Source organism: Pedobacter nutrimenti, assembly GCF_003208655.1.
GTDB lineage: Bacteria > Bacteroidota > Bacteroidia > Sphingobacteriales > Sphingobacteriaceae > Pedobacter > Pedobacter nutrimenti.
In genome coordinates, this window is sequence record NZ_QKLU01000004.1 from 174,689 (window position 1) to 200,718 (window position 26,030).

21 protein-coding genes are annotated in these 26,030 nt (G+C 44.3%); 3 read left to right on the forward strand and 18 right to left on the reverse strand.

Annotated features, from left to right (window positions below; translation table 11 throughout):
* Positions 1-52: 52 nt before the first annotated feature.
* The 8 genes from B0O44_RS12205 to pxpB form a co-directional block, all read right to left on the reverse strand.
* A complete protein-coding gene (locus B0O44_RS12205; RefSeq protein WP_146229819.1) occupies positions 53-535 on the reverse strand; it encodes a zinc-binding metallopeptidase family protein in 483 nt (160 codons plus the stop codon).
* Positions 536-549: 14 nt separating this feature from the next.
* Positions 550-1,134: an N-acetyltransferase gene (locus tag B0O44_RS12210; RefSeq protein ID WP_110830814.1), complete on the reverse strand. Its 585-nt coding sequence runs from the start codon at positions 1,132-1,134 to the stop codon at positions 550-552.
* Positions 1,135-1,290: 156 nt separating this feature from the next.
* Entirely contained in the window at positions 1,291-2,289 is a 999-nt protein-coding gene (gene obgE / locus B0O44_RS12215; protein ID WP_110830817.1) for a GTPase ObgE, read from the reverse strand.
* Between the two features lie 65 nt (positions 2,290-2,354).
* Positions 2,355-2,924, reverse strand: coding sequence for an adenylate kinase (locus tag B0O44_RS12220; RefSeq protein ID WP_110830819.1), 570 nt, complete (start codon positions 2,922-2,924; stop codon positions 2,355-2,357).
* 176 nt (positions 2,925-3,100) lie between these two features.
* A complete protein-coding gene (locus B0O44_RS12225; protein WP_110830822.1) occupies positions 3,101-4,282 on the reverse strand; it encodes an NRAMP family divalent metal transporter in 1,182 nt (393 codons plus the stop codon).
* A complete protein-coding gene (locus tag B0O44_RS12230; protein WP_110830825.1) occupies positions 4,279-5,037 on the reverse strand; it encodes a LamB/YcsF family protein in 759 nt (252 codons plus the stop codon). Before B0O44_RS12230 ends, B0O44_RS12225 begins: the two co-directional genes overlap by 4 nt.
* Positions 5,030-5,986 (reverse strand): 5-oxoprolinase subunit C family protein, encoded by a 957-nt coding sequence (locus B0O44_RS12235; protein ID WP_110830827.1) that lies wholly within the window; start codon positions 5,984-5,986, stop codon positions 5,030-5,032. The genes B0O44_RS12230 and B0O44_RS12235 overlap by 8 nt, the downstream gene beginning before the upstream one ends.
* Positions 5,976-6,689 carry a 5-oxoprolinase subunit PxpB gene (gene pxpB, locus B0O44_RS12240; RefSeq protein ID WP_110830830.1) on the reverse strand — a complete coding sequence of 238 codons (714 nt, stop codon included), beginning with the start codon at positions 6,687-6,689 and terminating at the stop codon, positions 5,976-5,978. The genes B0O44_RS12235 and pxpB overlap by 11 nt, the downstream gene beginning before the upstream one ends.
* 83 nt (positions 6,690-6,772) lie before the next feature.
* Here pxpB and B0O44_RS12245 point away from each other — a divergent pair, with 83 nt between their 5' ends.
* Positions 6,773-8,338, forward strand: a complete 1,566-nt coding sequence (locus B0O44_RS12245) for an MFS transporter (protein ID WP_110830832.1) — start codon at positions 6,773-6,775, stop codon at positions 8,336-8,338.
* A 7-nt stretch (positions 8,339-8,345) separates the two neighbouring features.
* Here B0O44_RS12245 and B0O44_RS12250 read toward each other — a convergent pair whose 3' ends face one another.
* The 5 genes from B0O44_RS12250 to B0O44_RS12270 form a co-directional block, all read right to left on the reverse strand.
* A complete protein-coding gene (locus tag B0O44_RS12250) occupies positions 8,346-8,870 on the reverse strand; it encodes a tetratricopeptide repeat protein (RefSeq protein WP_146229820.1) in 525 nt (174 codons plus the stop codon).
* A gap of 291 nt (positions 8,871-9,161) precedes the next feature.
* Entirely contained in the window at positions 9,162-10,301 is a 1,140-nt protein-coding gene (locus B0O44_RS12255; protein WP_146229821.1) for an efflux RND transporter periplasmic adaptor subunit, read from the reverse strand.
* Positions 10,302-10,314: 13 nt separating this feature from the next.
* The gene (locus B0O44_RS12260; protein WP_110831932.1) at positions 10,315-14,676 is read right to left on the reverse strand and encodes a CusA/CzcA family heavy metal efflux RND transporter; all 4,362 of its coding nucleotides are present in this window, start codon (positions 14,674-14,676) and stop codon (positions 10,315-10,317) included.
* A gap of 91 nt (positions 14,677-14,767) precedes the next feature.
* On the reverse strand, positions 14,768-15,142 hold the full coding sequence (locus B0O44_RS12265; RefSeq protein ID WP_146229822.1) for a hypothetical protein: 375 nt from the start codon (positions 15,140-15,142) through the stop codon (positions 14,768-14,770).
* An 82-nt stretch (positions 15,143-15,224) separates the two neighbouring features.
* On the reverse strand, positions 15,225-16,298 hold the full coding sequence (locus B0O44_RS12270; RefSeq protein ID WP_110830844.1) for a hypothetical protein: 1,074 nt from the start codon (positions 16,296-16,298) through the stop codon (positions 15,225-15,227).
* Between the two features lie 105 nt (positions 16,299-16,403).
* On the opposite strand from B0O44_RS12270, the gene B0O44_RS12275 reads away from it, so the two are divergent.
* Entirely contained in the window at positions 16,404-16,778 is a 375-nt protein-coding gene (locus B0O44_RS12275) for a BlaI/MecI/CopY family transcriptional regulator (RefSeq protein WP_110830846.1), read from the forward strand.
* Positions 16,775-18,253: a M56 family metallopeptidase gene (locus B0O44_RS12280; protein WP_110830850.1), complete on the forward strand. Its 1,479-nt coding sequence runs from the start codon at positions 16,775-16,777 to the stop codon at positions 18,251-18,253. Before B0O44_RS12275 ends, B0O44_RS12280 begins: the two co-directional genes overlap by 4 nt.
* A gap of 85 nt (positions 18,254-18,338) precedes the next feature.
* On the opposite strand, the gene B0O44_RS12285 is transcribed toward B0O44_RS12280, so the two are convergent.
* From B0O44_RS12285 to B0O44_RS12305, 5 genes are all read right to left on the reverse strand, one after another.
* A complete protein-coding gene (locus B0O44_RS12285; protein WP_110830853.1) occupies positions 18,339-20,102 on the reverse strand; it encodes a RagB/SusD family nutrient uptake outer membrane protein in 1,764 nt (587 codons plus the stop codon).
* A 2-nt stretch (positions 20,103-20,104) separates the two neighbouring features.
* Complete coding sequence (locus B0O44_RS12290; protein ID WP_110830856.1) at positions 20,105-23,386, reverse strand: SusC/RagA family TonB-linked outer membrane protein; 3,282 nt, start codon at positions 23,384-23,386, stop codon at positions 20,105-20,107.
* Positions 23,387-23,455: 69 nt separating this feature from the next.
* Entirely contained in the window at positions 23,456-24,385 is a 930-nt protein-coding gene (locus tag B0O44_RS12295) for a FecR family protein (RefSeq protein ID WP_110830859.1), read from the reverse strand.
* 57 nt (positions 24,386-24,442) lie between these two features.
* Positions 24,443-24,994: an RNA polymerase sigma factor gene (locus B0O44_RS12300; protein ID WP_110830862.1), complete on the reverse strand. Its 552-nt coding sequence runs from the start codon at positions 24,992-24,994 to the stop codon at positions 24,443-24,445.
* Positions 24,995-25,160: 166 nt separating this feature from the next.
* Positions 25,161-25,862: a toxin-antitoxin system YwqK family antitoxin gene (locus tag B0O44_RS12305; RefSeq protein ID WP_110830865.1), complete on the reverse strand. Its 702-nt coding sequence runs from the start codon at positions 25,860-25,862 to the stop codon at positions 25,161-25,163.
* Between the last annotated feature and the right edge of the window lie 168 nt (positions 25,863-26,030).

Here is a 26,030-nt window from a genome sequence, read left to right on the forward strand (position 1 = left end):
TTAAGAATTATCCTTCATTCTGTTTGAATTTATGCCTAAAGATGACCCGGAACTACCTGAAATAACCCGTAATCAGACGTTGTTTTTCTGCATCCAGGTGTGTTTCCAGCTCGGGCATCACCTCCTCCAGCAAATGCATAAATTTTGAATTGTCAAAAGGGTTAATGTCTACCCTGTTTACGGTGAACTGGCAGCTCGTGTGATTTTTTACCGTAACCAGAATTTCTTTTTCAGTATAACTATTGGTAAAATCAATCTGTACGGTAAAATGACAGGACCCCGGATCATACTGGCTGGCTTCTATCTGCGTGACTTTCATTTCTACCGGATCGGGCAGGTTACCCTCAATCGGAAAAACAAAAGAGGAGAACCATTCCATATCTTTTATGGCCATGGCCAGTTGGCCTGCCGGAGCAACACTGCAACCCAAAACAAGGCGGTTCAGAGGCGCAGCAGATGGCTGTCCGTTTAAATTTTTGAGCGTTTTATACAATGCTGTGAGCGCATTTCTGTTTTCTATAAAATCAGTGTTCATGATCATTCTGTTTTTTATTTACAATTCGATTCTATAAGCCCGGCAGCTGCAGGTGCAGCCGCAGCAGGATCATAGAGCATAGCTGTACACAAACAATTACATCTTTTTTTTCCTTCCAGAACATTATAATTCAGGCAGCTTTTACAGCCCTCCCAAAAACTTTCATTACCGGTAATTTCCGAATAGGTCACCGGCTCAAAGCCCAGGGCAGAATTCATTTTCATAATGGTCAAACCTGAAGTAATGCTAAAGATTTTTGCCTTTGGATAGGCTTTACGCGATAAACTGAAAATTCTTTCCTTAATAGACCTGGCCACCCCGCAATTGCGAAAGGCCGGGGCAACGATCAGCCCGGAGTTGGAAATAAATTTTCCATTGTCCCAAACTTCAAAATAAGCAAAACCTGCCCATGCACCCGTACTGCTTACTGCAATAACGGCTTTTCCTTCACTTATTTTTTTTGCAATCAGATGGGGAGAACGTTTAGAAATCCCGGAACCCCGGGCTATAGCAGAAGATTCAGTTTCCCTGGCAATTTCTGCCGCATATTGTATGTCATTTATGGTTGCGATCCTGATAAAGATCAAATGATTGTTCATATCCTTTTAATTTGATACCAATCGCAATCAAAAGCAATGCCCGGTACATAAATCGCGGATACAACTCCGTTTAAACCATAAAGAAGGCAGAATTATTTTTTTAAAATGATTTTCATAAAAAAAACCACCCTATCAAAATGGAGTGGTTTTTTTCATTTAGGCATCGATGGCCTGCCAAAGCATATCTTTGAGTTCTGTAAGTCCCTTTTGCGCAACAGAGGAGATAAATATAGAAGGAATATTTGCCGGCAGTTCTTTTTTCATTTCTGCGATCAGCTCCTCATCCAGCATATCGGCCTTTGTTACAGCCAGCAAATGTGGCTTCTGCATCAGCTCCGGATTGTACTGCTGAAGCTCTGTTTTTAAAATTTCATATTCCTGGGTAATGGTCCTGTTGGTATCGGCCGGCACCATAAACAACAGTACAGAATTACGTTCTATATGACGCAGAAAACGATAACCCAAACCTTTTCCTTTGGAAGCCCCCTCAATAATTCCGGGAATATCGGCCATCACAAAAGATTTTCCACCCCGGTAGGAAACAATACCCAAATTAGGAACCAGAGTGGTAAAAGGATAATCTGCAATTTCCGGTTTAGCAGCAGAAAGCACAGAAAGCAAAGTCGATTTACCTGCATTAGGAAAACCAACCAGTCCTACATCAGCAAGGACCTTAAGTTCCAGGATCATCCACCTTTCAATTCCCGGCTCTCCGGGTTGTGCAAAACGGGGGGTTTGCAGGGTTGGTGTTTTAAAATGGTAGTTACCCAGTCCGCCACGTCCACCAGGGGTCAGGATTTTGGTTTCCCCTTCTTCTGTGATTTCAAACAAAACCTCTCCGGTTTCAGCATCCTTGGCTATGGTACCCAGGGGCACATCCAGAACCTCGTCCTTTCCGAATTTCCCGGAAGATAAACTACTCGATCCCGGCAATCCGTCTTCGGCGATAATGTGTTTACGGTATTTCAGGTGCAATAAAGTCCAGAACTGTGTATTGCCCCTTAAAATGATGTGACCGCCGCGACCGCCATCACCACCATCCGGACCACCCATTGCCGTTCTTTTATCGCGGTGCAAATGTGCAGAACCTGCCCCACCTTTACCGGAACGGCAGCATATTTTAACATAATCTACAAAATTCGAACCCTGCGACATAATTTATTTTTAATAGAAATAGCGGGAAGAACATACATCCGTCCCGCTATCTCCGGTATATTTTATTAATACTGATCAATAACTGCACAAAGATCAGCAAAGACATCCTCGATTTTTCCGATGCCGTTTACTTTTTTTAACTTTCCCTGTGCCTGGTAATAAGGTAAAACATGTACTGTTTTATTGAAGTACTCTTCAATGCGTTTTTGCAGTTTGTCTGCCTGGTCGTCAACCCTTCCGGTTTCCTTTTGGCGTTGCGCGATCCTTTTGGTCAATTCGTCCTGATCAACATCCAGGGCAATAACACCAGCAATATTGCTGCCTTTGCTCTCCAGAAATTCATCAAGTGCCTCTGCCTGAGGTACAGTACGCGGGAAACCATCAAAAATAAATCCCTTTGCTTCGGGATTTTTATCAACTTCTTCTTCCAGCATTGCAATCGTTATGGCATCCGGGACCAATTGTCCATCTGCGATTAAGCTGCTCACTTTTTGTCCTAAAAGAGTTTGATTTTTAATGTGTGCCCTAAAAAGGTCACCTGTTGAAATGTGAATTAACTGATACTTATCAATTAATTTTTGTGATTGGGTGCCTTTGCCTGCACCCGGTGGGCCAAAGAGAACAAAATTCAGCATTTGGGTTGTCTTTAAAATTTAAAAAGCCTTACTGCCAGTGGCGGAAAGGCTTTCCTCGTTTGAGATCGCAAAGTTACGGATCGCCAATCAATTTAACAAGAATTTAATAAAAATAGACACAATAAAACTCTGATTTTCCTATGGTAAGACTCAGAAATTCAGTACCGGCAGATCCCCTATCCTTTAAAATAATCCAGCAGCACCGATCCGCTCATCCAGGTCATAATGCAAACCACCAGAATTCCAAAAACGGTTAACCATAGGGGATGTTTATACTCCCCCACAATCTTGCGCTGATAAGCTGCCAGTAAAATTACAGCCAGGGTTACCGGTAAAATGAGGCCATTCAGCACCCCGGCCAGGATGAGCAGGCTGACTGGTTTTCCAACCCATACAAAAATGAGGGTAGATACCAGGATAAACGCAATAATGACCTTATTTTCCTGTTCCCTGATCTTAGCACTAAAAGATTTGATAAAAGAAACCGAAGTATAGGCCGAACCGATAATAGAAGTGACCGCTGCGGCAAACATCACCAATCCAAAAAGCCGGTAACCGATATTTCCGGCAGCCAGCTGGAACACAGAAGCCGTTGGGTTCCCAGCATCGATCAGCAGGCCTTTGGCAATTACCCCAAAGGAGGCGAGGAATAAAAAGATCCGGACTGTGGAGGCTACTGAAATTCCCATCACCGCACTCCTGCTTACTTCAGGTATGGCCTGTTTTCCTTTTATGCCGGCATCTAGCAAACGGTGCCCTCCTGAAAAAGTGATGTAACCGCCAACCGTCCCTCCAACCAGGGTAATGATGGTCATCAGGTCAATTTTTGCAGGAATTAGGGTTCTCAAAGCGACCTGGGCAACTGGTGGGGAAGAACTAATGGCAATATAAATAATGGCTATGATCATCACAAAACCCATCAGCTGGGCAAACCTGTCCATGGCTTTTCCCGCCTCCTTAATCAAAAATATAGCGATGGCCACACCCGCAGAAAGCACTGCACCGGTAATCACCGGAATGCCCAGTAAAGCCTGAAGTCCCAGACCTGCGCCGGCTACATTTCCAATGTTAAAGGCCAGACCGCCCAATACAATCAGCAGGGAAATAAAGCCCCCCAGTCCGGGCAATAGCAGATTGGCAATATCCTGCGCCCTTTTTTCCGAAATGGCAATGACTCTCCAGATGTTGAGCTGCACACCAATGTCGATCAAAATGGACGTGAGAATTACGAATCCAAAACTTGCCCCCAGGCTTTGTGTAAACACCGTCGTTTGTGTAAGAAAACCTGGTCCTATGGCTGAAGTAGCCATTAAAAAAGCTGCACCAATCAGTACGCCTCTGTTGTTCGTTTTTTTCATTTTATACGGATCCCTTCCTTTTGAAATTCCCTGTAAATCAGGGAAGCAAATTCCAGGGCTGAAGGCCCGTCCCCGTGAATGCAAATGGTATCTGCTTTGATATTGACCTCTGTGGCCTGTAGGGAAATGACCCGGCCTTCCCTAACCATTCCGATTACCTGTTTTATCGCCGCCTGGTTTGTTTTAATTAAAGCATCCGGATCTTTTCTGGAAGTCAGTGTCCCGTCCTGCTGATAGGTCCGGTCTGCAAACACCTCATTGGCCACTTTTAATCCGACATTCAGTCCCGAACGGATCAGTTCACTTCCGGATAAACCATATAAAACCAGTTCAGGATCTATCTTATAAACAGCTTCGGCTATGGCATCCGAAAGAGCTTTACTTTTTGCAGCCATATTGTAAAGGGCACCATGCGGTTTCACGTGATGCATTCTGGCACCTTCTGCTTTCACAAATCCGGAAAGGGCCCCTACCTGGTACATCACCATATCGTAGGCCTCTTCTGCAGAAATATGAAGTTCCCTCCGGCCAAAACCCTGAAGGTCCGGCAATCCAGGATGGGCCCCTATTTTAAGCTGATGTTTCAGCGCATTTTTCACTGTTTTTTTCATCACCGAAGGGTCGCCTGCATGAAAGCCACAGGCAATATTTACCGAAGAGATAAAAGGCATAATGGCCTCATCATTTCCCAGGTTCCAGGCCCCAAAGCCCTCCCCCATGTCACAATTTAAATCTGTGGTGTAATGGTTAACCATATTTTAAAGTTATTGCTTTTTGAAGTTCTTCCAGTTGCTGTTTTCTTTTGACCAACAATTCCTGCGCCTGTGCCAGGCCGATCCCTTCAAACCGGATTTGATGTCCGGCCTGCATTTGGGCCATGCATGTCAAATCGGCTGTAATGACCTGTGCAATTCTGGGATAACCACCTGTGGTCTGGTGATCGGCCATCAGCACAATGGGTTTGCCCTGAGGTGGCACCTGTACCGTCCCAAAACTAACCGCAGCAGACAACAGTTCCCCGTTCTGGTCCCGGTACAACAAAGGCCCGTCCAGGTAATGGCCCATCCGGTCTGCCTGGGTACTGAGGCTAAAAGACTGCTCAAAAAAGTCCGATCTGCTTTTGCGGGTAAAACTTTTAAATTCAGGACCTTCCAGCACCCGGATCCGGTTGCTCTGCAGATCGGGATAAATACCTGGCACCGACGACCAGTTGAATTTCTTTAAACTTTTGGTATACAATCTTTTAAAGGGGATCAGATCATCCCGTTTCAGGGCCCTGCCCTTCCAGCCTCCGATACCAGCCTTTAAATAAGTCGAGGCGCTGGATAAAACCTCCGGCAGGTTAAAACCACCATACACACAAAGGTAGGTCCGGCAACCCTTTACCGCTTTCCCGAAGGACAAAACAGCACCACGATGAACGTAAAGGGGCTTCCACATAGGAACTGCTAAGCCATCTATCTGAGCGCTCAGGTCTCCACCTGTGAGGGCAATCAGCTGATCTTTTTCAAAAACAAGTACAGGCCCCAGCAGGGTACATTCCAGACCGGCAGTTTCTTTAGCATTGCCCAACAGCAGGTTTCCGATCTGCAGGGCAAGCCCATCCATTGCACCGCTCACAGCCATACCCGACTTCTGATAACCATAACGGCCCAGGTCCTGAATACTGCTCAGCAAACCTGGCTTAATAACCCTAATGCCCATGTTTTGCTCCTTTAATTTCGATAAACGTAGTCTGGTCTATGGCTTTAAAACGAACCCGGTCCCCGGCTTTTAATAAAGCCGGCGCCGCCCTGTCGGGATCAAAAAGGTTCAATGGCGTACGCCCTATAATCTGCCAGCCACCAGGAGTTTCTATCGGATACACCCCGGTTTGCTGACCGGCAATACCGACCGATCCGGCCGGAACCACAGACCTTGGCACATCCTTTCTTGGGGTGGCAATCCGCTCGTCGAGCCCGCCCAAATAAGGAAAACCGGGTACAAAACCAATCATGTAAACCAGGTATACGGCCTGACTATGGACTGAAATCAATTCTGCTGTACTTATTTGATGGAAATCGGCCACATATTGTAGGTCAGGGCCCTGTTCTGCTCCATATAAAACCGGAATTTCAATAATTCCGGACTCATCCGGCTCCTGGATTTCACCAATATCTGCAATCATTTCCTTCATCAGGGACAGCAATTCCTTGTAGTCCAGTATCCAGGGTTCATAATACACCGTAATGGTGGTAAAAGCAGGGACATATTCGACAAAGCCTTCAAAAGTATATTCGTCCAGCCAGGCCGTCACCGCCCGGATCTGTGTATTGATCAGCGGATTTACACCCTCACCGAATTGAATCACAATCGCGGAGTCACCCAGGGGATAATATTGAACAAGGCTGGGATTGATGCTGATCATAATACTGTGTTTCAAACAAATATATATGAAATTCCACTTACATTTGTTACAGCTAAAATTTGGATGGCCCAAAACACAAAAGCATGGAAACGGTAGCGCTCCACAGTAAAGAAGGCAAATGGATTATGGTCTCTGCTATAATGGCCTCTTCCATGGCTTTTATTGATGCAACTGCTTTAAATGTTGTTTTACCTGCGCTTCAAAATAGTTTAAAAGCAACCGGACCGGAGCTTTTCTGGGTACTTAATGCTTATCTGCTGATGCTTGCCGCATTAATTCTGGTTGGCGGCACCTTAGGTGACAGACTTGGCCGTAAAAAGGTCTTTATGACCGGGATCTTTATTTTTATCCTGGGTTCCACTGCCTGTGGTTTCTCCCCCAATGCCGGCCTGCTCATTCTGTTCAGGGTACTCCAGGGCATTGGAGGTGCCCTAATGATTCCCGGTAGTTTGTCGCTGATCTCTTCTTCTATTGATGAAAAACAACGGGGCAAAGCCATTGGTACCTGGTCTGCTGCAACTACACTGGTCACTATGGGCGGGCCCGCCCTTGGTGGTGCGCTGGCCGATGCAGGTTTATGGCGCTATATTTTTTTCATCAATGTTCCCATTGGCCTGCTGGCCCTGTTTTTTTTAGGGTCAAAAGTAAAGGAAAGCCGGAACCTGAATACCACTGAAAAACTGGACTGGGCCGGTGCCATTACCATTGCTTTAAGCCTTGCGCTGCTTACCTTCGGTTTTTTGCGCATCCCTGCTGTTGGTTTTATGCACCCGCAGGGCTATGGTTCAATTGCAGCTGGACTGTTGCTGTTACTGCTGTTTATCCGGATAGAGCAAAAAAGCCCCTCTCCCATGGTTCCCTTAACTTTATTCCGCAATGCCATTTTCAGCGGAACCAATCTGCTGACCTTTTTTCTCTATGCAGGCCTTGGGGCAGGGATGCTGTTTCTTTCCCTGAATATGGTACAGGTCCAGGGCTATAGCCAGCTCCAGTCGGGCCTTACCTTTTTACCATTTACCATATTAATGGTTTTGCTTGCCCGTTTTTCCGGAAACCTTGCCGATCAATATGGCCCAAGGTTTTTTCTGATTGGCGGTCCCTTTCTTGCCGGAGCAGGTTTACTGCTGCTGTCTTTCTGCAAACAAACAACAGGCCCCCAGGAATACTGGAGCACTTTTTTCCCGGGCATTTTTCTTCTGGGCCTGGGCATGTCCCTCACCGTTGCGCCTTTAACTGCAGCAGTGATGGGCTCTGTAGATGAACACCTTTCAGGCACTGCCTCGGGCATCAATAATGCGGTATCCAGAATTTCAGGTGTTTTTGCAAATGCAGTTTTTGGTGCCCTGGCCGTATTGTTTTTTTCTGCGGCCCTCCAAAAAGAATTAAAATCCATTCCCCTGCAGCCCCAGCAGCAACAGCAGGTTATGACCCAGGCCCTGGACCTGGGAAATGCAAAAGTACCCCCGGCACTCCCGCCATCCCAAAAAAAACAGGTAACCGCCGCTTATCATCGGGGATTTATTGAAGCCTATGGAAAAATTATGAAACTGGCTGCAGGACTTGCTTTTCTGGCCTCGCTGATGAGCCTGATGTTCATTAGATCAAAGCCCGGGAAGGCGCCCGGTTCCCAGTTTCAAAACAAAGGGTAATTGAATATCAATTACCCCCGGTCGTATAAATTACAGCGCGGTTTGTATCCTGCTTTTTCCCAATCCTTTCCAGGTGGTCCTGAAACAGGTTGTGTTCTGCGGGGACAGCTGTCGCCAGGGCAGCGAGCCTGTATTGTTGTTTTGCTTTTGCAAAATTCTGCTGCTCTTCGGCATACAATCCAAGGTATTCATAGATCCTTGCTTTACAAACACCAGGTACCCTCAGTGCTTTTTGGGCAACCTCCTCGACAGACCTATCCATTTTCAGGGTGATGAGTAATTTTAGGTAGTGCTCATAAACATCCGGAAATTCCGCTTCCAGCGAGATGCATTGTTTATAATAATAACCCGCTGTCTGATAGTTTTTAAATTGATAAAAGTAACAACTACCCAATTGATAATAAGCCCTGGCGTATTCGGGGTCTGCACTTAGCACTTCATTAAATAAGTGCAGCGCCTTAGGCAATTCGCCGTAATAAAGTTCTTCTATAGCCTGTAAGTATTTTTCGTCTACAGTGTATAAAACATCCATGTGGAAATATATTGTTTTGTTAAGGCCTTTATCCGGCCTCAGCAAATAGATTTAATAAAATGAAAATTGAAATTGTAGGAATGAAATCCGGATGGTTCTAGAAGCCCGGAGCGGGATTAAAACCCATACCCTGCTCCTTTAGCCATAAAGACTGGCCAACTCGGTTTATGCGGATATGTTTAAAATATAACATGACAGTAATTTTTTTTCAAAGATAGAAAAAATTCTTAAAATAATCTCAAAACAAAAAAGCCCTTCTTTTCAGAAGGGCTTTTTTAGCAGCAACTTAACTTATTCTCCGCCGTTTTTCATTTTCATGAGCAGTGCATAGGCATTTTTAAGCACGATACTTTTTTCCGGAAGGGCCGACTTGATTTCGGTAAAACCTGCTGTGGAAACACCAGGCTGTACATTAATCATTTTATAGCGGTATTGCCCTTGGTCTGTGAACACATAAAACTTCCCCTCCCATTTTACCAATGCCTCTTCGGGCAGGGCAGTTACCGTCGCATTTTCCAGTTTAATGGTAGCATTCATGTAAGTACCCGGTAACAATTCCCTGCCGCTGTTTTCCAGGTCGCAATGGACACTGGTGCTGCGGTCGTCCTCAATGTTAGGGGTAATGAGGTGAATGGTTGCATGGTATTTCTTCTCGGGGTCTTTATTGCTGTAGCAAATGATCTTCTGCCCTTCTTTAAGCCTGGAAGCATCATTTTCCAAAACCGTCAGGCTCAGGTGCAGTTTTCTGGGATTGATCAGTTCGAATAAAACATCTGCCGGATTTACATATTTACCGGAATTTACATTCACCTTCGTTACATAAGCATCAATAGGCGCATAAATCTGTATGGTCCTGGAGATATTTTTATCCGATAAGGCAGCCGGATTTAAGCCAATTAAACGCAGTTGTTCTGCCAAAGAGCTCAACAAAATTTTCTGCTGATTAAACTCACTTTCGGTTTGCTGGAAGATTTTATCACTGGTTGCTTTTGTTAAATTCAGGCCTTTTTGCCGGGCATAATCTGCTTCTGCAAATTTCAGCTTGTTTTTTGCTGCCAGATAATCCTGCTGGAGCAGAATGTATTTCTGGTCTTCCATACTGGCCAGCACGCTTCCTTTTCTGACCATCATCCCGGGAATCAGGTTCGTTTTTTTGATAAATCCACCCAGTGGGACCGTAATGGAAAACACGTTTTCCGGTGGTGCCTCTGTCAGCCCGTTTACATTCAGGGTCGCATTCATCTCTTTTTGCACTGCTACACCTGTTTGTATGCCCGCATTTTTAAATTGCTCGGCCGTCAATTGGACCAGGTCATTTTGAACAGTATTGCTTTCTTTTTCCGTCTTGCTTTCTGTGTTTGCCTTTTTATCACCTGTACAGGAGCAAAACAAGAACAACAACAGGATGCCAATTAGGTTATTTCTTCTCATTTGATATTTCTTTTTACTTGATTGCACTTATTCTTTCCATTTCAAAAGCCGATTCATTTAACTGCTGAACCGTTGTAAAATACTGGCTCCGGATCTGTATGGCCTGATTGATCAGCAAAGCCCAGTCTAAATAGCCAATTTCACCTGCACCGAGTTTCTGGGTAGATGTTTTGATGATATTTACCGCATTGGGCAACATCGAAGCCTGATAGGACTTCAGGACACGGTGGTGCCGCTGGTAATTACACACCGCATCTTCCAGTTCAGCCGTCATTTGCTGCCGGAGGGCTTCAAGTTCCTGCTGCTGCTGAACAATTTTCACATTTGCCGCCTTGATCCTTGATTTCTGTGCCGTAAAAAACACAGGGATCCCCAGGCCTACACTTAAGGAAGAAAATCTTTTGTCTTTTCCAAAATACTGTTCGGCACCCGAACTGTTGCTTTGCCAGCCAATAATTGTACTGTTGTTGTAGCCCAGGTTTAAGGAAGGCAAAAGTTTTGCCTTTTCCAGATCAGACTGTTGTCTGGAAAGCGTAATCTGCTGCTCGCGCAGGCGCAGCAGCGGATGTCCTTTTATTTCCAGGAACGCGGCCGGAGAAGGCACATATACCGCCGTATCAGCGGCAGGCAACAGCTCGGCAGGGCTGTTGAGTAAAACTTTAAACTGGTGCAGCAGTACCAGTTTATCTGTTTTGAGTTCTTCCAACTGATTGGCAATCTGCATGCGCTGGTTTTCTGCCATTGAAAGTTCCAGTACATCTACATCACCAGCTTTAAACCTTTGTTTTGACTTTTCAAGAAAAGCGCTGTAAATCTGATCTGCCTCCAACAACAATTTTTCTTTTTCCCCAAGCACCAGCAAATGATAAAAACGCTGTTTCACCAGGCTTTTCAAATCCAGGACACGTTGCTGCAACTGTATTTCGCTCAGCTGCACATTGGTTTTATGAATGGCAGACTGCCTGATATACACCGCAGGGAACTCTATGCGCTGGCTAACAGAAATCTTATTGTCATTGCTCAGACTGTTGAACTTTCCGTATTCCAGGTCAATATTGGTTTTCTCCAGGTCAAAGGCCGTTTTTTTCAGGGCCTGATAATACAGGATATCGGTACCTGCCGCTTTCATAGAGAGGTTATTTTTAACGGCACTGTCCACCGCGGCAGCAAGGCTTATTTTTTCCTGCGCGTGAACCTGCGTAAAAGCCATACAGAGCAATAACGCTGCCGTAAGCACCCTTTTACGAGGTTTAAAATAGGCAAAGCCTTTTTCAAAAAGTATATACAACATAGGTAAAACAAATAAGGTTAAAAGGGTCGAAATCAGTAGTCCTCCAATTACGACTGTGGCCAGGGGTTTTTGTACGGCCCCTCCGGCCCCTGTACTTACGGCCATTGGGATAAAGCCAAGGGAAGGCACAAGGGCGGTCATCATCACTGCACGCAATTTAGACTTGGTGCCATGAACAACAATCCGTTTTACATCCTGCCAGCCCTCTTTTTTCAGGCGGTTAAATTCAGAGACCAGCAATATGCCATTCAACACTGCCACACCAAATAAAGCGATAAAGCCAACCCCGGCAGAAATACTGAAAGGCAGGTCCCTTGCCCATAAAGCAAAAATTCCACCCATGGCAGATAAAGGAATTGCCGTATAAATCAATAAGCCCTGCTTTACAGAACTGAACGCAAAGTACAGCAACAGGAAAATAAGCAACAAAGCAATGGGCACCACAATGCTCAACCTGGCCTTGGCTGCAGTCATATTTTCAAAAGAGCCTCCATAAGAGATGGTATAAGCTTTGGGCAGTTTCAGTTTCTGTGCAGCCTTGCCCTGCAATTCCTGTACTATGGATTGCACATCCCGGTCTTTCACATTAAAGCCCACAATAATCCTGCGTTTGGTGTCTTCTCTTTGAATTTGATTGACCCCTTCCACTTCTTCAATGCCAGCCACCAGGCTTAAAGGGATTTGCATCCCACCAGAAGCAGAAACCATCAGGTTCCTGATGTCCGATACATTTTTTCTGGCCCCCTCTTCCAGGCGCACCACCATATCAAAGCGTTTCTCCCCTTCATATACCTGTCCGGCCACCTGTCCGGCAAAAGCAGTATTGATGACCCGGTTGACATCCCCAACATTCAAACCATATTTGGCCATCCCGTCCCGGTCCAGTTTCACTACAATCTGCGGCATACCGGTCACCTTTTCTTCATAAACATTAACAGCTCCTTTTACCGTTCCGATAATTTCGGTCAGTCGGTGGGCATATAAAGCAAGGGAATCCAGGTCTTCTCCAAAAATCTTACACACCACGTCCTGTCTGGCCCCTGTCATCAACTCGTTAAAACGCATCTGGACAGGAAACTGAAAACCTACCGTAATTCCGGGAACGGCTTCCAGTGCCCTGGTCATTTTTTCACTCAGCTCGGGGAATGTTTTTGCAGAAGTCCATTCTTTTTTATCCTTAAGGATCACCATCATATCCCCTGCTTCAAAAGGCATCGGATCTGTCGGCACTTCTGCACTTCCTATTTTAGTGACCACTTTTTTTACCTCCGGAAAATCCCTAAGCAGTATTTTGGAGGCCTGCTGGGTAGTCTGAATGGTATTGTTCAGGTTGCTTCCAGTCAGTAAACGGGTCTCCACGGCAAAATCACCTTCTTCCAGCTGGGGGATAAACTCCCCACCCAAACGGCCCATCACCAAAACAGAAATACCAAATAAGATAAGGGTAACGGCCAGAATACTTTTGGGAAAGGACAGCAAACGAAGCAAAATTGGCTGATACTTTCTTTCCAGCCAAATCACCAGCCTGTCTGTTAAATTCTTTTTATGCCTGATTTTTTTATTCAGGAACAAGGCCGACATCATCGGCACATAAGTAATGGACAATAAAAATGCACCCAAAATGGCAAATGCAATGGTAAAGGCCATGGGCTTGAACATTTTTCCTTCAACACCTTCCAGCGAAAGAATAGGCAGGTAGACGATCAGGATAATGATCTGACTGAAAACCGCCGACTTGATCATAGAACCTGTTGATTTGGTTACTTCCAGGTCCATTTGTTCCTGGCTGACCCGGTCGAGTTTGCGGAAATGTTTGGAATGCGCGAAACGGTGCAAAATGGCCTCGACCACAATTACAGAACCATCGACAATCAGACCAAAATCTATGGCCCCAAGCGACATCAGGTTTCCGCCAACCCCAAACTTATTCATCAAAATAATGGCAAAAAGCATGGACAAGGGAATCACCGAAGAAACGATCAGTCCTGCACGCAGGTTCCCCAAAAAGAAAACCAGGACAAAAATCACAATTAAGGCCCCTTCCATCAAATTGGTTTCAACCGTCCGGATGGCATTATCTACCATTTTTGTCCGGTCCAGGAACGCTTCGATCACCACCCCCTCGGGCAGCATTTTCTGGATCTCGGCCATCCTCGCTTTTACCCTTTTCACCACGACAGAAGAGTTCTCTCCTTTGAGCATCATCACCACTGCACCGGCCACCTCACCCTGGTCGTTATAGGTCATGGCCCCGTAACGGATGGCCGAACCGTACTGTACTTTTGCCACATCTTTCATCAGCACAGACATCCCGCCAGCCAGTTTTTTAACGACAATTTTTTCTATATCCTGGGGACTTGCCGTTAAGCCCTCACTCCTGATGTACAATACCGAAGGGCCCTTTTCGATATAAGCCCCGCCCGTATTCTCATTGTTTTTTTCCAGCGCACCGAATATATCGGTTATGGTCAGACCATGCGCCTTTAACTGCTCTTGTCTGACGGCAATTTCATATTGTTTTAATTTCCCTCCAAAGCTGGACACCTCGGCCACTCCGGGCGTACCCAAAAGCTGGCGCCGGACAATCCAGTCCTGAATGGTTCGTAATTCTTTGGCATCATATTTACCTTCGTAACCTTTCAGGGGCCGTACCACGTATTGATAAATTTCACCAAGTCCTGTAGAAACGGGCGCCATCTGGGGTGCCCCAATGCCCTGGGGAATTTCCTGCTGGACTTGTTGCAACCTTTCGCTGATCTGCTGGCGGGCCCAGTATACGTCGGTTTCCTCGTTAAACACAATGGTCACCAGTGAAAGCCCGAAACGGGAAAAACTCCGGATTTGCTTCAAGCCTGAAATACTGCTGCAGGCCTGTTCTATGGGGAAGGTAATGAGCCTTTCAATATCCGGAGCACCCAATGCAGGAGATACGGTAATCACCTGCACCTGGTTATCTGTAATGTCCGGAAGCGCATCTATGGGTAATTTTGTCAGCTCATAAGTACCCCAGCCAATTAGCGAGAGTACAAACAAGCCTATAATCAGCTTATTCTTTACAGAAAAGCCAATGATCTTATTTAGCATAATAACCTGATTTTTTTGAATCAACACTACATCCGGAAAGCAAGCAAATGCTTCTTCTTACCGGAAAAAATTAGAATTCTGAAAACAAAGGTTAGGCTTTGGGCGGCCTGAACAAACAGCCGGGAGCAGGATCGGCATGACTACTGGATTGTAAACTGGTCTTTTGCCTGGAAAGCAGAAGAACAGGCAGTTTAAGCATCACCACAAATTTAACGGGAATTGCAAACTGGATCATCGCATGGCCTTCTATTTTTTTAAAAGGGAGCTCCATATCTTCTTTCTGATCGTCATCATCAATGTCCTGACCAAAATAGTGCATGGCCATAAAATCAATAAAACCGATGCGGTTGTCCAACTCATGGTGATGGATAAAGTGTGAAACAAGCTTAGGCAGCTTAAATACCTCGGACAAAGAGGCATTCAACACAAATACCGGAAAGAGCAGAAATAAGCAAATCTTGTTCACCTTGCAAATATAAAGGACCCAATCCAAAAAGCAAGCCTTAAAGAGATATTAAGCCTGTTACAAAGTCCTCAAAAAGGAGCGCTTATCCAGTTGCTTTTTCCATGAATTTCCGTTTAAAATGCTGGTCAAAGCCCCACATCACTAAACCGTAAAAAAGCAAAAACACCGGCAGGGTAAAAACGAACAGAAAAACATAACCATGTCTGCCCAGGGCTTTATCCCCCAAAGTCCAGTCGATAAAATCATAAGATAAAAAGTAAAACGCATACACCAGCAAACCGACCAGAAAAATACCCAATGGCAATATCCGTTTATAACCAGTTCCAGAGGTTCTGTATTTCCGGATCAGCCTGAAATGCTGCCAGCAAAGAAGGATCATGGCCATTACTGCTAAGCCAAAGGGGCTGATCCATAGTAAAATTGCCGATAAGGCAGATATTTTTGGAGAGAATTCCAATTGTAAATCACCGGAAGGAAGTTTATCCAGGGTCCAGGAGTATAAATTTGCATGTTGCGCCTGGGCCTGGCCAATGGAAGATGCTTTGATTCGGAGTTTTTCAGGAACAGATACCTCAATGTTCACTGGCCCAAAGGACTTCCAGTATTTGGAGGGAAATAAAGCGTACTCCAGTTTGTAATTCCTGATGAAACCAAAATTATTGCTTTCCAGCCGTCCGTCATAATCAACCGTAATCGTATTGATGCCTTTTTTTAAATTACAGGTAAAATAAGCCAGGTCATTGATGCTGATTAATTTTGATTCGTTCTGCTGATAATAGACAAATACATAACCATCCTGATAGGGTTTTATAAAAGAATAGGCCTTCAATTCCGCCGCAGAATTGTCCTTGAGCCTGCTCACCTTAAGCGGCTCATTATTGATCCGGACAACAGGATTCCCGAACAGGTTTACTGCAATAAATAAAAGTGGAAGCGACTGGTCTTCAGGGCTCCGCAACTCATAAGTAATGGCATACCTGGCGATATTCTCGCCCTGCGTCATTAGTTTAATCCCGATGTGCTCTTTTAGCACCTCAACAGATTTACTGGAAAACAAAACGGAGTGGTAGCTCCCATCCTCATAGGGTTTGGCCATATTCCCATACACCTGTCCGCAGACAAAAGAAAGCAACAGTAGATAAGCGTATCTGAACATTGTTTTTTTTATAGGTAGACCACAAAATAACATTTTTTTTAAAAATAATTTGAATTACCAGAACATTGCTCTACATTTATAGAGCAAACACTACAACAATAGAACATGAAACTCACTGGAGCTGAAGAACAAGCAATGGAAATTATCTGGAAAAAAAACAAAGTTTTCCTGAAAGACATCTTAGAATCTTACCCCGATCCTAAACCTGCAACCACCACGCTGGTCACTTTGTTAAAAAGGATGCAGCAGAAAGGATTTATTGATTACAAGCTGATGGGAAATTCCAGACAATATTATGCCCTGGTTAAGAAGTCCAGTTATTTTTCCAAGCACGTCAACCAGCTGATCGATAATTTTTTTGGCCGTTCCGCTTTCCAGTTTGCTTCCTTTTTTACCAAGGAAACTGAAATGACCACGGCCGAACTTGAGGATCTGAAAAAAATCATTGAAGAGGAACTCCATAAAAAGAAAAAACCATGATGTACTTATTGAACGTTATTCTTTGCAGTGCTTTATTTTTGCTGGTCTACACACTTTTGCTGAAAGATAAAACCATGTACCACTTTAACCGGTTTTATCTGCTGACTGCAAGTTTACTTTCTTTACTCATTCCACTGCTTAACCTGGAACAAAAAAATCAAACCCTACCTCCATTACAAACCGTCACCTATACCATTTTTCAAAACCAGGAAAGTACCCCGCCAGTGCAGATGCTTACAGCAGAACAGCCTTTTTGGAGCAGCAATAACACCCAAATGCTTGTTTTGGGTATCTATATACTGATCAGCAGCTTGTTGCTCCTTCGCTTTTTCAAAAACCTGTATGGTATTCACTCAAAAATCAGGCGAAATCAAAAACTGCCTTTTCGAAATATGAGCCTGGTCCTGCTGCCGGCAGAGGAAACGCCCCATACTTTCTTCAGCTTTATCTTTTTAAACAAACAGGCTTACCAGCGGGGCCAAATAGAGGAGCAGGTATTACAGCACGAGTTTGCACATGCCCGCCAGGCTCATTCTGCAGACATCATCTGGATTGAACTGCTGCAGGTTTTTTTATGGTTTAACCCCCTGATCCTGTTTTACCGCCGGGCCATACAACTCAACCATGAATTCCTTGCAGACCAGTCGGTACTGGAGATACACCACAATGTAACAGACTACCAGCAACTGTTGCTTCAACAGGTTATCCCTTCGGACAGCCTGAACCTAACCAGCCATTTCAACTTTTCCTTAACCAAAAAACGACTTATTATGATGACCAAAAACACACCCGCCTTAAAGCTCTGGCTCAGCAAACTATCTGTTGTTCCCGTCCTGGCCGTTGCCATTCTTTTGTTCTGTAATGCTGCTCCGAAAAAACTGGAATCAGTTGACCAGCTCAGAACTTCTTCCGGCAAATTGCAGATCAGAGAAAAAACCAGTCCTGCTCCAATGATCCAGTTTTTCAGGTTCCCTGCTACCAAGCAGGGTGTTTCTCCCGAAAAACTTGCCCAGTACGATGCCATCGTTAAAAAATACGCAGCAGATGAAAACAGTCTCCCGATGGTCAATAAAAACATCTCTAAGGCAGACCGGGAACAACTGGAACAAATTTTTAAACAGATGAGCAAGGAGCAGCAAAACAAACAGAATATTGTCTTCTCGATGCCCGGGAAACCATTGCGAAAAGTAAAACCAACAGCAGAGCAGCTCCAAAACTGGCAGGACGCAAAAACCTATGGTTTATGGATTGACGAAAAAAAAGTGAGTAATTCGGCTTTAAGCGGGCGTCAGCCTGAAGAATTCTCGCAGGTGATGGTCAGCAAGCTGACCAGTAAAGCACTGCACCACAACGAATATAAATACCAGGTCGATCTGATGACTGAAGATTATTATGAGAAATACCTGCAAAATCATCAGAAAAATAAAAACAAGGCCATGATGCTCTATTCCATGTCCAGACCAGCGACTAAATAAACCAAGCACACCTATACCAACAAAAAGCCCTGCATTTCTGCAGGGCTTTTTTACATCCGGTAAAAAAATACGGAATGGGTTTATTTTAATAACCAGGGTTTTGACGAAAATCCTTGGTCACATCCAAAGTGGTTTGAGGAATTGGGAAAACCCTTCTGAAAGGTTGCGAAACCGGTTTGGCACTAAAAGCTTTTTCATATTTTCCAAAACGGATCATTTGAGGACGTCTGTACAACTCCCAATAAGTTTCAAAGGCAATTTCCCGGTAAAGGCTCGCTTCATCCAGCGCTGAAATGGCTACACCAGCTGCATTTGAGTACAAAGATTCCCTTGTTCTGGAAGTCCTTAGTCTATTGATGTCGTCCAAAGCCAGTGACGTTTGTCCTTTGCGAAAATAAGCTTCTGCCCGCATGGTGTAAATGGCACCAAGGCGCACCAAAGGAATATCTACATTGCTCGAGCCGTTTCCTTCTTCCGGATCAAATTCATATTTAAAAACACGCACACCGCGGTTGATCTGGTCTTGTGCAAATACCGCCTGGCTCGGGTTATCGAAGTTCAGTTCAGGTGTAAAATCCATCCTGGTATTGGTGCTTTTTTCCATATACAATTCCGAAACTTTAATCCTTCCGTCGGTGGTCATTTCAAAACCGCCTGCCTGAGTCAGTTTAGGACCATATTGCGGCCCTGCCATAATGCCCCTGTTGAAATGAAACCAGGGCAGGTTTTTGCTTTGCGGTACAATATCCGAAGCCGGGACACTCCCTGTCGCATTGTTCATAAACCAGGTCCCATCGGCATACTGATATTTCCTTGAAAACCTCGGATCATCATGGTTGCCATCCCAGGTTGCATAAAATTCCGGAGACATACAGGCCGCATTGGTGCCCCTGTTTGCAGGCGAGGCCCTCTGGTTCCGCTCCATACTGACATAAGCAAAAGAATTGGAGCCATTCCTGATGTAATCAATTTTCTGTGTGATGGCAAAGATCAGTTCAGGTGCGCCCGAATTGTTAATGGAAAAACTATCAAAGTAATTGCTGGCCAAACGAAATTTACCCGAATTGATCAATAAGGAGGTGTAATAAATTACCCGGTCCATATCCGTTTCACTGCTGTTTACTGCCTTCTCATTAAAATTAAAAGAAGCTGCATAACGGTCTTTATAAACCGCCCTGTTGAGGTACATATTGGCCAGTAAACCATAAGCGGCCTCTTTGGTAAACCTTCCATTATGGGTAGACTGTTGTCCCAATGTAGCCAGATTTGGAATTAAACCTTCCACCTGCGTAATCAGCTCATCGATTGCTGTAGCCGCCGGTCTGATTTGCAGCGGCGCATTCTCACTGGAAGGATCGCGGTAAGGTGCCTGAGCAAAAAGGTCTATAGTGGTATAAGTATAATAGGCCAGCAAACCTTTTGCCTCAGCAATATATAAATCTTTTTGCGGTAAATTATTTGCCGTACTGGCAGCCTTTATAGCGGTCAGGGATCTGGTGATCCCATTGGTCAGCATGTTCCAGTTGTCTGTTACAATGGCATTGTCAGGGGCCCAGGTAAACTCGTGCATAGACCTCCATTTGCCACCATCGCCCCAGTCACTTCCCCTGGTAGGCAACAAAGCCTCATCTGTGGTGTATTCCTGCAAAGCAAAAACAGCCCCGTGATCTACAAAAGTGCCCTTACCTAAACGGTCATAAGCTGCAGCCAGAGCCCCTGCCGGACTGGAAGCATCTTCACCCAGTACTTCATCAAGGACCTTTTCATTTAACTTTGTACAATTGCTAAAAAACAAGACCCCAATGAGGAATAAAATGTTCCTTGCTTTAAATAGTTTGTTCTTTTTCATTTTTATAATTTTATAGTTGCGCCAAAAAGAAAGGTTTTTGCAGTTGGATAACTGGAATAATCTATACCCAGGGACTGGTTTCCACCACTTGCCTTGGGACTGTTGATCAGCGGATCGTAACCACTGTAGTTGGTTATGGTCAATAAATTTTGTCCGGTTACATACACGCCCAGACCATGCAGCCAGGCCAGTTTTTTAATTTTAAAATTGTAACCCAAACGGGCAGAGTTGAGCCTTAAAAAATCCGATTTCTCCAGATAAAGGGTCGACAGCTGCGGCGGGTTTGCAGGATTGGCACCTGAATCAAAATATTTAGTGGCCACATTCCTGTCCGAAGCCAGGTTGTTAATATTTAAGGCGTTTAAACCTGTATTATTCACCAGGTAGCCCCCGGTTTGTCCAATAATGGAAAATGAAAAATCAAAGTTTTTGTAATTCATCTGACTGTTAAAACCATAGGTAAATTTTGGCAATGCCCCTTCAATAATTACGCGGTCATTGTTGTTGATCACCCCGTCACCATTCACATCCCTGAAAACATTTCCGCCTTTGGCATCATAACCGATGTGTTCAAGCAGGTAAAAGGAACCTGCAGCATAGCCGCTTTTGTAAATGTTGGCCGCTACACCAGACTGTCCTGGACCGGAAATGGTTCCCGAAAGGATCTCTGAAACCGGAAGGTTTCTGATTTTGTTGTTTAAAGTGGCCCCGTTTACATCCACTGACCAGGTAAAATCTCCTTTATCGATCAGTTTGGAACCAAACATAAACTCCAGACCTTTATTTACAATCTTGCCGTCAATATTTACCCAAACGGTATTGGTTGGGCTCAACACCTGGGAAGGAATGTTTAAAATGGCATCGGTAGTGGTTTTATTAAAATAATCCAGGGTTCCGTACAGTTTCCCTTTCCAGAAAGAAAAGTCCAGCCCAACGTTGTACTGGGTCACCACTTCCCATTTTAAATTTGGGTTGGGTGTCCTGGTGACTGATACCCCGTTCACCAGGTTCAAATCGTCATTCAGGTAATACCCATCTGCCGGAGCAAGGGCATAACTTGCTTTGGTGATTTTATTTTCCACTTCCTGGTTACCGGTTTGCCCCCAGCTGGCCCTTAGTTTCAATTCTTCCAGTACAGGGATTTTTTTCAGGAAATTTTCCTGCGCCATATTCCAACCCAATGCAAATGATGGAAAGTATCCATATTTATTATTTGCACCAAAACGGGTTGATCCGTCGGCACGCAGGGAAGCGGTAAAAAGGTATTTGTTGTCGTAAGAATAGTTGGCCCGGGAGAAAAAGGACTGTAATTCGTTTTCCTGTGCAAACCCAAATACTCCCGTCTGTTTACCGGAAAAAGCCGGATTGTTTTCAGGCAAAACCCCGGCGTTTGCACCGGCTATACCCTCTATGTTAAAGCTGTTTCCATTTCTTTCAAATTTCTGATAAGAAAAACCGCCCAATGCTTCTATTTTATGTTTTCCGGTTAATAAACTGTAATTCAGGTAATGCTCCAGTAAAGTACTTTTGGAATTCATATTGTACTGGACATATTTCCCATTGGGGTTAATGTCTGTTAAATTTGGAAAAATAGTGGTTTTGCGGTCGGCCACCGAACGGTCCAGTCCAAGGTTAAATTTGTATTCCAAACCTTTTACAATCCGGAAAGAAACATCCATATTTCCCAGTACCCTGGTGGTCCGTGTAATGTCGCGGTACACGCTCAGCAAATAAGCCGGGTTGTAATGCGCATTCATATTGAAATTGGTATAATTCCCTTTGTCGTCAAATACATTTCGTGTCGGATTGGCCATCAGGGTATGTATAATCAGCTGACCGTTGGAACCGCCATCATCACTGGTGGGCACCCCATTGTCCCGGGTTTCACTGGCCGTCAGATTGACCCCAACTTTTAAACGCTGATTGTCCAGAAAAGATTCCGAAGCGTTGATCCTTGCAGAGGTCCTTCTGAAATCGCTGTTTTTAACAATCCCTTCCTGATCCAGCTGAGCCGCCGAAACATAGTAGTTTCCAGTATTGGTCTGTCTGGAAAAAGACAGGGAGTTGTTCCGGGTTTTCGCTTCCCGGTAAATCACATCCTGCCAGTCGGTATTGCCCCCGTGATCAAATGCTTTTTGTGTAACCGCCTTACGGTACTCATCTGCACTAAGTACCTTTAACTTATGTGCCACCCTCGACAAACCAAAATAAGAATCGGCCGTAATGCTCCCCTCTCCTTTTTTACCTTTTTTAGTCGTTACAATAACCACCCCGTTAGATCCTCTCGCACCATAAATGGCCGCAGCAGAGGCATCTTTTAAAACCGAAATGGATTCAATGTCACTGGTATTTAAAAAGTTGAGCGGATTTTTTGCTTTGGAAGAACCAAATCCAACATTCTGTCCGCCCGGGCTCACATCGTCATTGGTTAAAGGCACCCCATCGACAACAAAAAGAGGGGTGCTTCCACTCCTGATGGAGCCCACGCCACGGATGGTCACATCTACCCCACCACCTGGTTCACCGCTGCTGCTGACGACCCTTACACCCGCCACTTTACCCTGTAATAAGTTATCCGCTGAAACCACCACACCTTGTCTGAAATTTTTCTCATCCAGCTGTGTCACCGCACCGGTCACATCTTTTTTAACCTGTTTACCATAACCGATCACCATAACCTCTCCCAGGCTGGAAGCATCGGGCTCGAGTTTAATGGTCAGGGTACCACCATCAATGGCAACCAGCTTATTCCTGTAACCGATAAAGGAAACCTCCAGGTTTCTGGCCTTTACGCCCCTGATTTCAAAATCCCCGTCGGCATTGGTCACTACCGCATTTTTTGTACCCTGTTCTTTAACCGTTGCTCCGGCAAGTGGAAGGTCTTTTTCGTCCAGGACCTTTCCTTTTACCGTTTGCTGGAAAGCAGCAGCTGGTGCAATGACCTTTGTTTTTTTGTTTTTGCTGATCAGTACCACCTTATCCATAATGGCGTAATTGAAGTCGGCCTTTTCGGACAAGCTTTCCAATACTTCCTTAAGCGGCCTGGAATAGCTCACCGGATAGGTCTTTTTGTCGGCAATAATGGCATCACCGTAGCTGAATTTGTAACTGGTTTGTTTGCTTAATTGTAAAAAAATGTTGACCAACGTTTCATTTGCCGCCCGTGTATCCCGGGATAAAACTTTAGGAGTCAATGCCTTTGCCTGCCCTGTTTGAATAAACAAAAAGATTGCGGCTAAAAAACATATGCTTTTCAGGTTAAAAAAAGTATATTTATAATTCATATTTAAGGTATTAATTTGTTTGATATCTTAATGATTACCGCGGTTGTTACGAGCAACTGCGGTTCCTTTCTACTGATCCGTTTCTATTTTATTTCCATGCTGTTTGAGTTTTAAGTGTGTGATGTAATTGATTTGATCCAAAATATTCTGTAACGGTAAACCGTCTTTGAGATAAAGTGTAATTCGGGTACGCAGTATATTTTCATCTGCAGTATCAAAACTGGCCCCGTATTTAAAGCTCAGCAGTGTAAATACCTTATCCAGGGTCACCTCATTTAAAGTGATGTCTTTTTTATACCAGCTGTAGAGCGAAAGGTCATTCAGTTTTTGCTTTTTAAGTCCGGACGAGGGGCTAAATACCGCATTTTCATTAGGCGTTAAAAAAGCAATCTGCTGACCGGAAGATACCCGCACCTTGCCCGTCAGTACGGTAACACTCGATTTGCCCTGGTCCAGGCTGATGTGGAAAGAAGTACCTAGCACCCTTGTTTTAATTTGCGGAGAAGTAATGACAAAAGGGTGCGTGTGGTCTTTGGCTACTTTAAAAAAAGCATTTCCCTTTAACAGGGATACAGACCTGATTTTTCCCTGAAAATGTTCGGGATATTTAAACACGGAATTCGCTGCCAGATAAACCACAGTACCATCTTTAAGCCTAACCGAATCGGTAACAGATGCAGTGGTCAGCACAAGTTCTTTAATGTTCTGCTCCGCAGACCTTAACCAGATGCCCAGGCCAAGCACCAGTAAAACCGAGGCCGCAATGGCATATTTATAAACAGCCCAAAAAGGTCGTTTTATAGGCTGGAGCTTTTGGATGTTGTTGTAAATCCTGGCAGAAATTGCGTCTTTCGCCCCCATTTGGGTATTGTCCCAGGCCGAAGCATCGTATTCATGCTGCATAAAATCATCCAGCAACTTTTGTTCTGCCGGAGAAATCGTGTTCTCCTTACTTTTATCTGTAAGGTGGCCCAGGTAATGTGTGTTCTTTTTAGTCATGGTACTTATGTTCGGCTATAAGTACCAGGGAGGCTTAAAAAGTACTATCCAAAGTTGTTACGAAATGATTAAGGTATTGTTAAGCTGAAAAAAAAGATAAATGCTCACCGGGATCAGCAGGCCGGAGTTTTCCCCGGCATGAAACCGGAGTTGTTTTAAGGCCGAAGAGATCTGGTTTTTTACTGTTTGCCTGGAAAGCTTCAGTTCGTCTGCTATCTCTTCAATGCTCATTTCCCTTATTTTGTTCATCATCAGGATCTGTTTTCTTTTTTCCGGAAGATTTTCTAAAAGTGCATACAGGGTATCGAGTAATTCCGGATCAACAGAAGGAAGCTGTTCTATAAAATAGTCTTCAAATTTTTCTTCTATTATGGTGGTGTCAAAACGTCTTTTCCGGTATTCCTTTAAAACCTGATTTTTAGCTGCCCGGAACAAATAACTTTCAACAGACAAAACTTTCAGTTCTGATCTTCTTTCCCAAAGACTGGTAAAAATGTCTTGTACAATATTTTCAGAAAGGTGCGCGTCACGCGTCATCCTGAAACAAAAAGCATAGAGCTTTTCCCAATGACAACTGTAAATGTGCTCAAAGTTCTTAAGATCTATCATAAAGTTGTACGTATGGCGTGGCTTTATTTCAAAGACACGAGCAGGATCGTAAACAGAACGATGAACAGTACTGCATCATCATAAAATATCCGCCGGCTTTAAACTGCGTACTAAAGTACAGCAGCCATGTTAAGCAGATGTTAGTGATAAAAAAAGAAATCGTTTTTTATATTTTGGAAGCTACCTTTTCCTTTCCTTCCACAAAAATACGTTTGGCAGACACCCGCATTGGATTGAACTCAAATTCAAACAGGGTCCCATTATTCGGATTACCATACAAGTCGAAGATCATGGTGCCCATCAGCTTCCCATCGGCCCCGTAATACAAGGCTTTCAATTCGTTGAAATACATTTCCTGACGCATGCCCTTGGGATTTCCTTCGAAGACCACCTGTTTAATCCGATCATCTCCCCTGTAGCTGGTCATCATATCATAGGCAATCGGATCGCCCTGCACCGGAGTGCCCTTATAGGTGTATACGTCAATGCTTTCTTCCTTACCATCCTTATAAATGGCATCCTGACTGATTTTCCCATTGTCAAGATAAAGTTTCACCGCCCCGTTTAATACACCGTTTTTAAAAACAGAAGTACCACTCAGCTTTCCATTTTCATGATAATATTTAACTTCCCCGTCAAATTTTTCCTCGGTTTTAGAGAGTGAAAAACCTTCAAACTGCAGTTTTCCGGATTTATAATAGTCTTTAAAAAAATATTTTCCATTAACAGCCTTTGGTTCTGGTCTGTAATAAACCATTTCTTCTTTAACTGTGGGTTTCCAGTTGGCATCAAAATACTTTGTTTTTTCCTGGGCAAAAATGGCAGTTGCTACAAAAAACAGAATAAGGAACAGAAGGCGTGTTTTCATATTTCGAGGCTTAATGAGAGAACAAATTTAACAAGTTTATGTTTTCTAAAGTGAAAAAACCGTACCAGATTTCTGGGGGCTTTTCAATTATATTAAAACTATTCGCCATCTGATTGGTTTTCAAAGCGCTGAACTTCATCCCGGCATAACTTAAACATAAAATAAGCT

Bases quoted from the DNA above. Each gene is read 5' to 3' on its own strand.
- B0O44_RS12205 (WP_146229819.1), bottom strand. From the start codon at position 535: ATGAACACTGATTTTATAGAAAACAGAAATGCGCTCACAGCATTGTAT.
- B0O44_RS12210 (WP_110830814.1), bottom strand. From the start codon at position 1,134: ATGAACAATCATTTGATCTTTATCAGGATCGCAACCATAAATGACATA.
- obgE (WP_110830817.1), bottom strand. From the start codon at position 2,289: ATGTCGCAGGGTTCGAATTTTGTAGATTATGTTAAAATATGCTGCCGT.
- B0O44_RS12220 (WP_110830819.1), bottom strand. From the start codon at position 2,924: ATGCTGAATTTTGTTCTCTTTGGCCCACCGGGTGCAGGCAAAGGCACC.
- B0O44_RS12225 (WP_110830822.1), bottom strand. From the start codon at position 4,282: ATGAAAAAAACGAACAACAGAGGCGTACTGATTGGTGCAGCTTTTTTA.
- B0O44_RS12230 (WP_110830825.1), bottom strand. From the start codon at position 5,037: ATGGTTAACCATTACACCACAGATTTAAATTGTGACATGGGGGAGGGC.
- B0O44_RS12235 (WP_110830827.1), bottom strand. From the start codon at position 5,986: ATGGGCATTAGGGTTATTAAGCCAGGTTTGCTGAGCAGTATTCAGGAC.
- pxpB (WP_110830830.1), bottom strand. From the start codon at position 6,689: ATGATCAGCATCAATCCCAGCCTTGTTCAATATTATCCCCTGGGTGAC.
- B0O44_RS12245 (WP_110830832.1), top strand. From the start codon at position 6,773: ATGGAAACGGTAGCGCTCCACAGTAAAGAAGGCAAATGGATTATGGTC.
- B0O44_RS12250 (WP_146229820.1), bottom strand. From the start codon at position 8,870: ATGGATGTTTTATACACTGTAGACGAAAAATACTTACAGGCTATAGAA.
- B0O44_RS12255 (WP_146229821.1), bottom strand. From the start codon at position 10,301: ATGAGAAGAAATAACCTAATTGGCATCCTGTTGTTGTTCTTGTTTTGC.
- B0O44_RS12260 (WP_110831932.1), bottom strand. From the start codon at position 14,676: ATGCTAAATAAGATCATTGGCTTTTCTGTAAAGAATAAGCTGATTATA.
- B0O44_RS12270 (WP_110830844.1), bottom strand. From the start codon at position 16,298: ATGTTCAGATACGCTTATCTACTGTTGCTTTCTTTTGTCTGCGGACAG.
- B0O44_RS12275 (WP_110830846.1), top strand. From the start codon at position 16,404: ATGAAACTCACTGGAGCTGAAGAACAAGCAATGGAAATTATCTGGAAA.
- B0O44_RS12280 (WP_110830850.1), top strand. From the start codon at position 16,775: ATGATGTACTTATTGAACGTTATTCTTTGCAGTGCTTTATTTTTGCTG.
- B0O44_RS12285 (WP_110830853.1), bottom strand. From the start codon at position 20,102: ATGAAAAAGAACAAACTATTTAAAGCAAGGAACATTTTATTCCTCATT.
- B0O44_RS12290 (WP_110830856.1), bottom strand. From the start codon at position 23,386: ATGAATTATAAATATACTTTTTTTAACCTGAAAAGCATATGTTTTTTA.
- B0O44_RS12295 (WP_110830859.1), bottom strand. From the start codon at position 24,385: ATGACTAAAAAGAACACACATTACCTGGGCCACCTTACAGATAAAAGT.
- B0O44_RS12300 (WP_110830862.1), bottom strand. From the start codon at position 24,994: ATGATAGATCTTAAGAACTTTGAGCACATTTACAGTTGTCATTGGGAA.
- B0O44_RS12305 (WP_110830865.1), bottom strand. From the start codon at position 25,862: ATGAAAACACGCCTTCTGTTCCTTATTCTGTTTTTTGTAGCAACTGCC.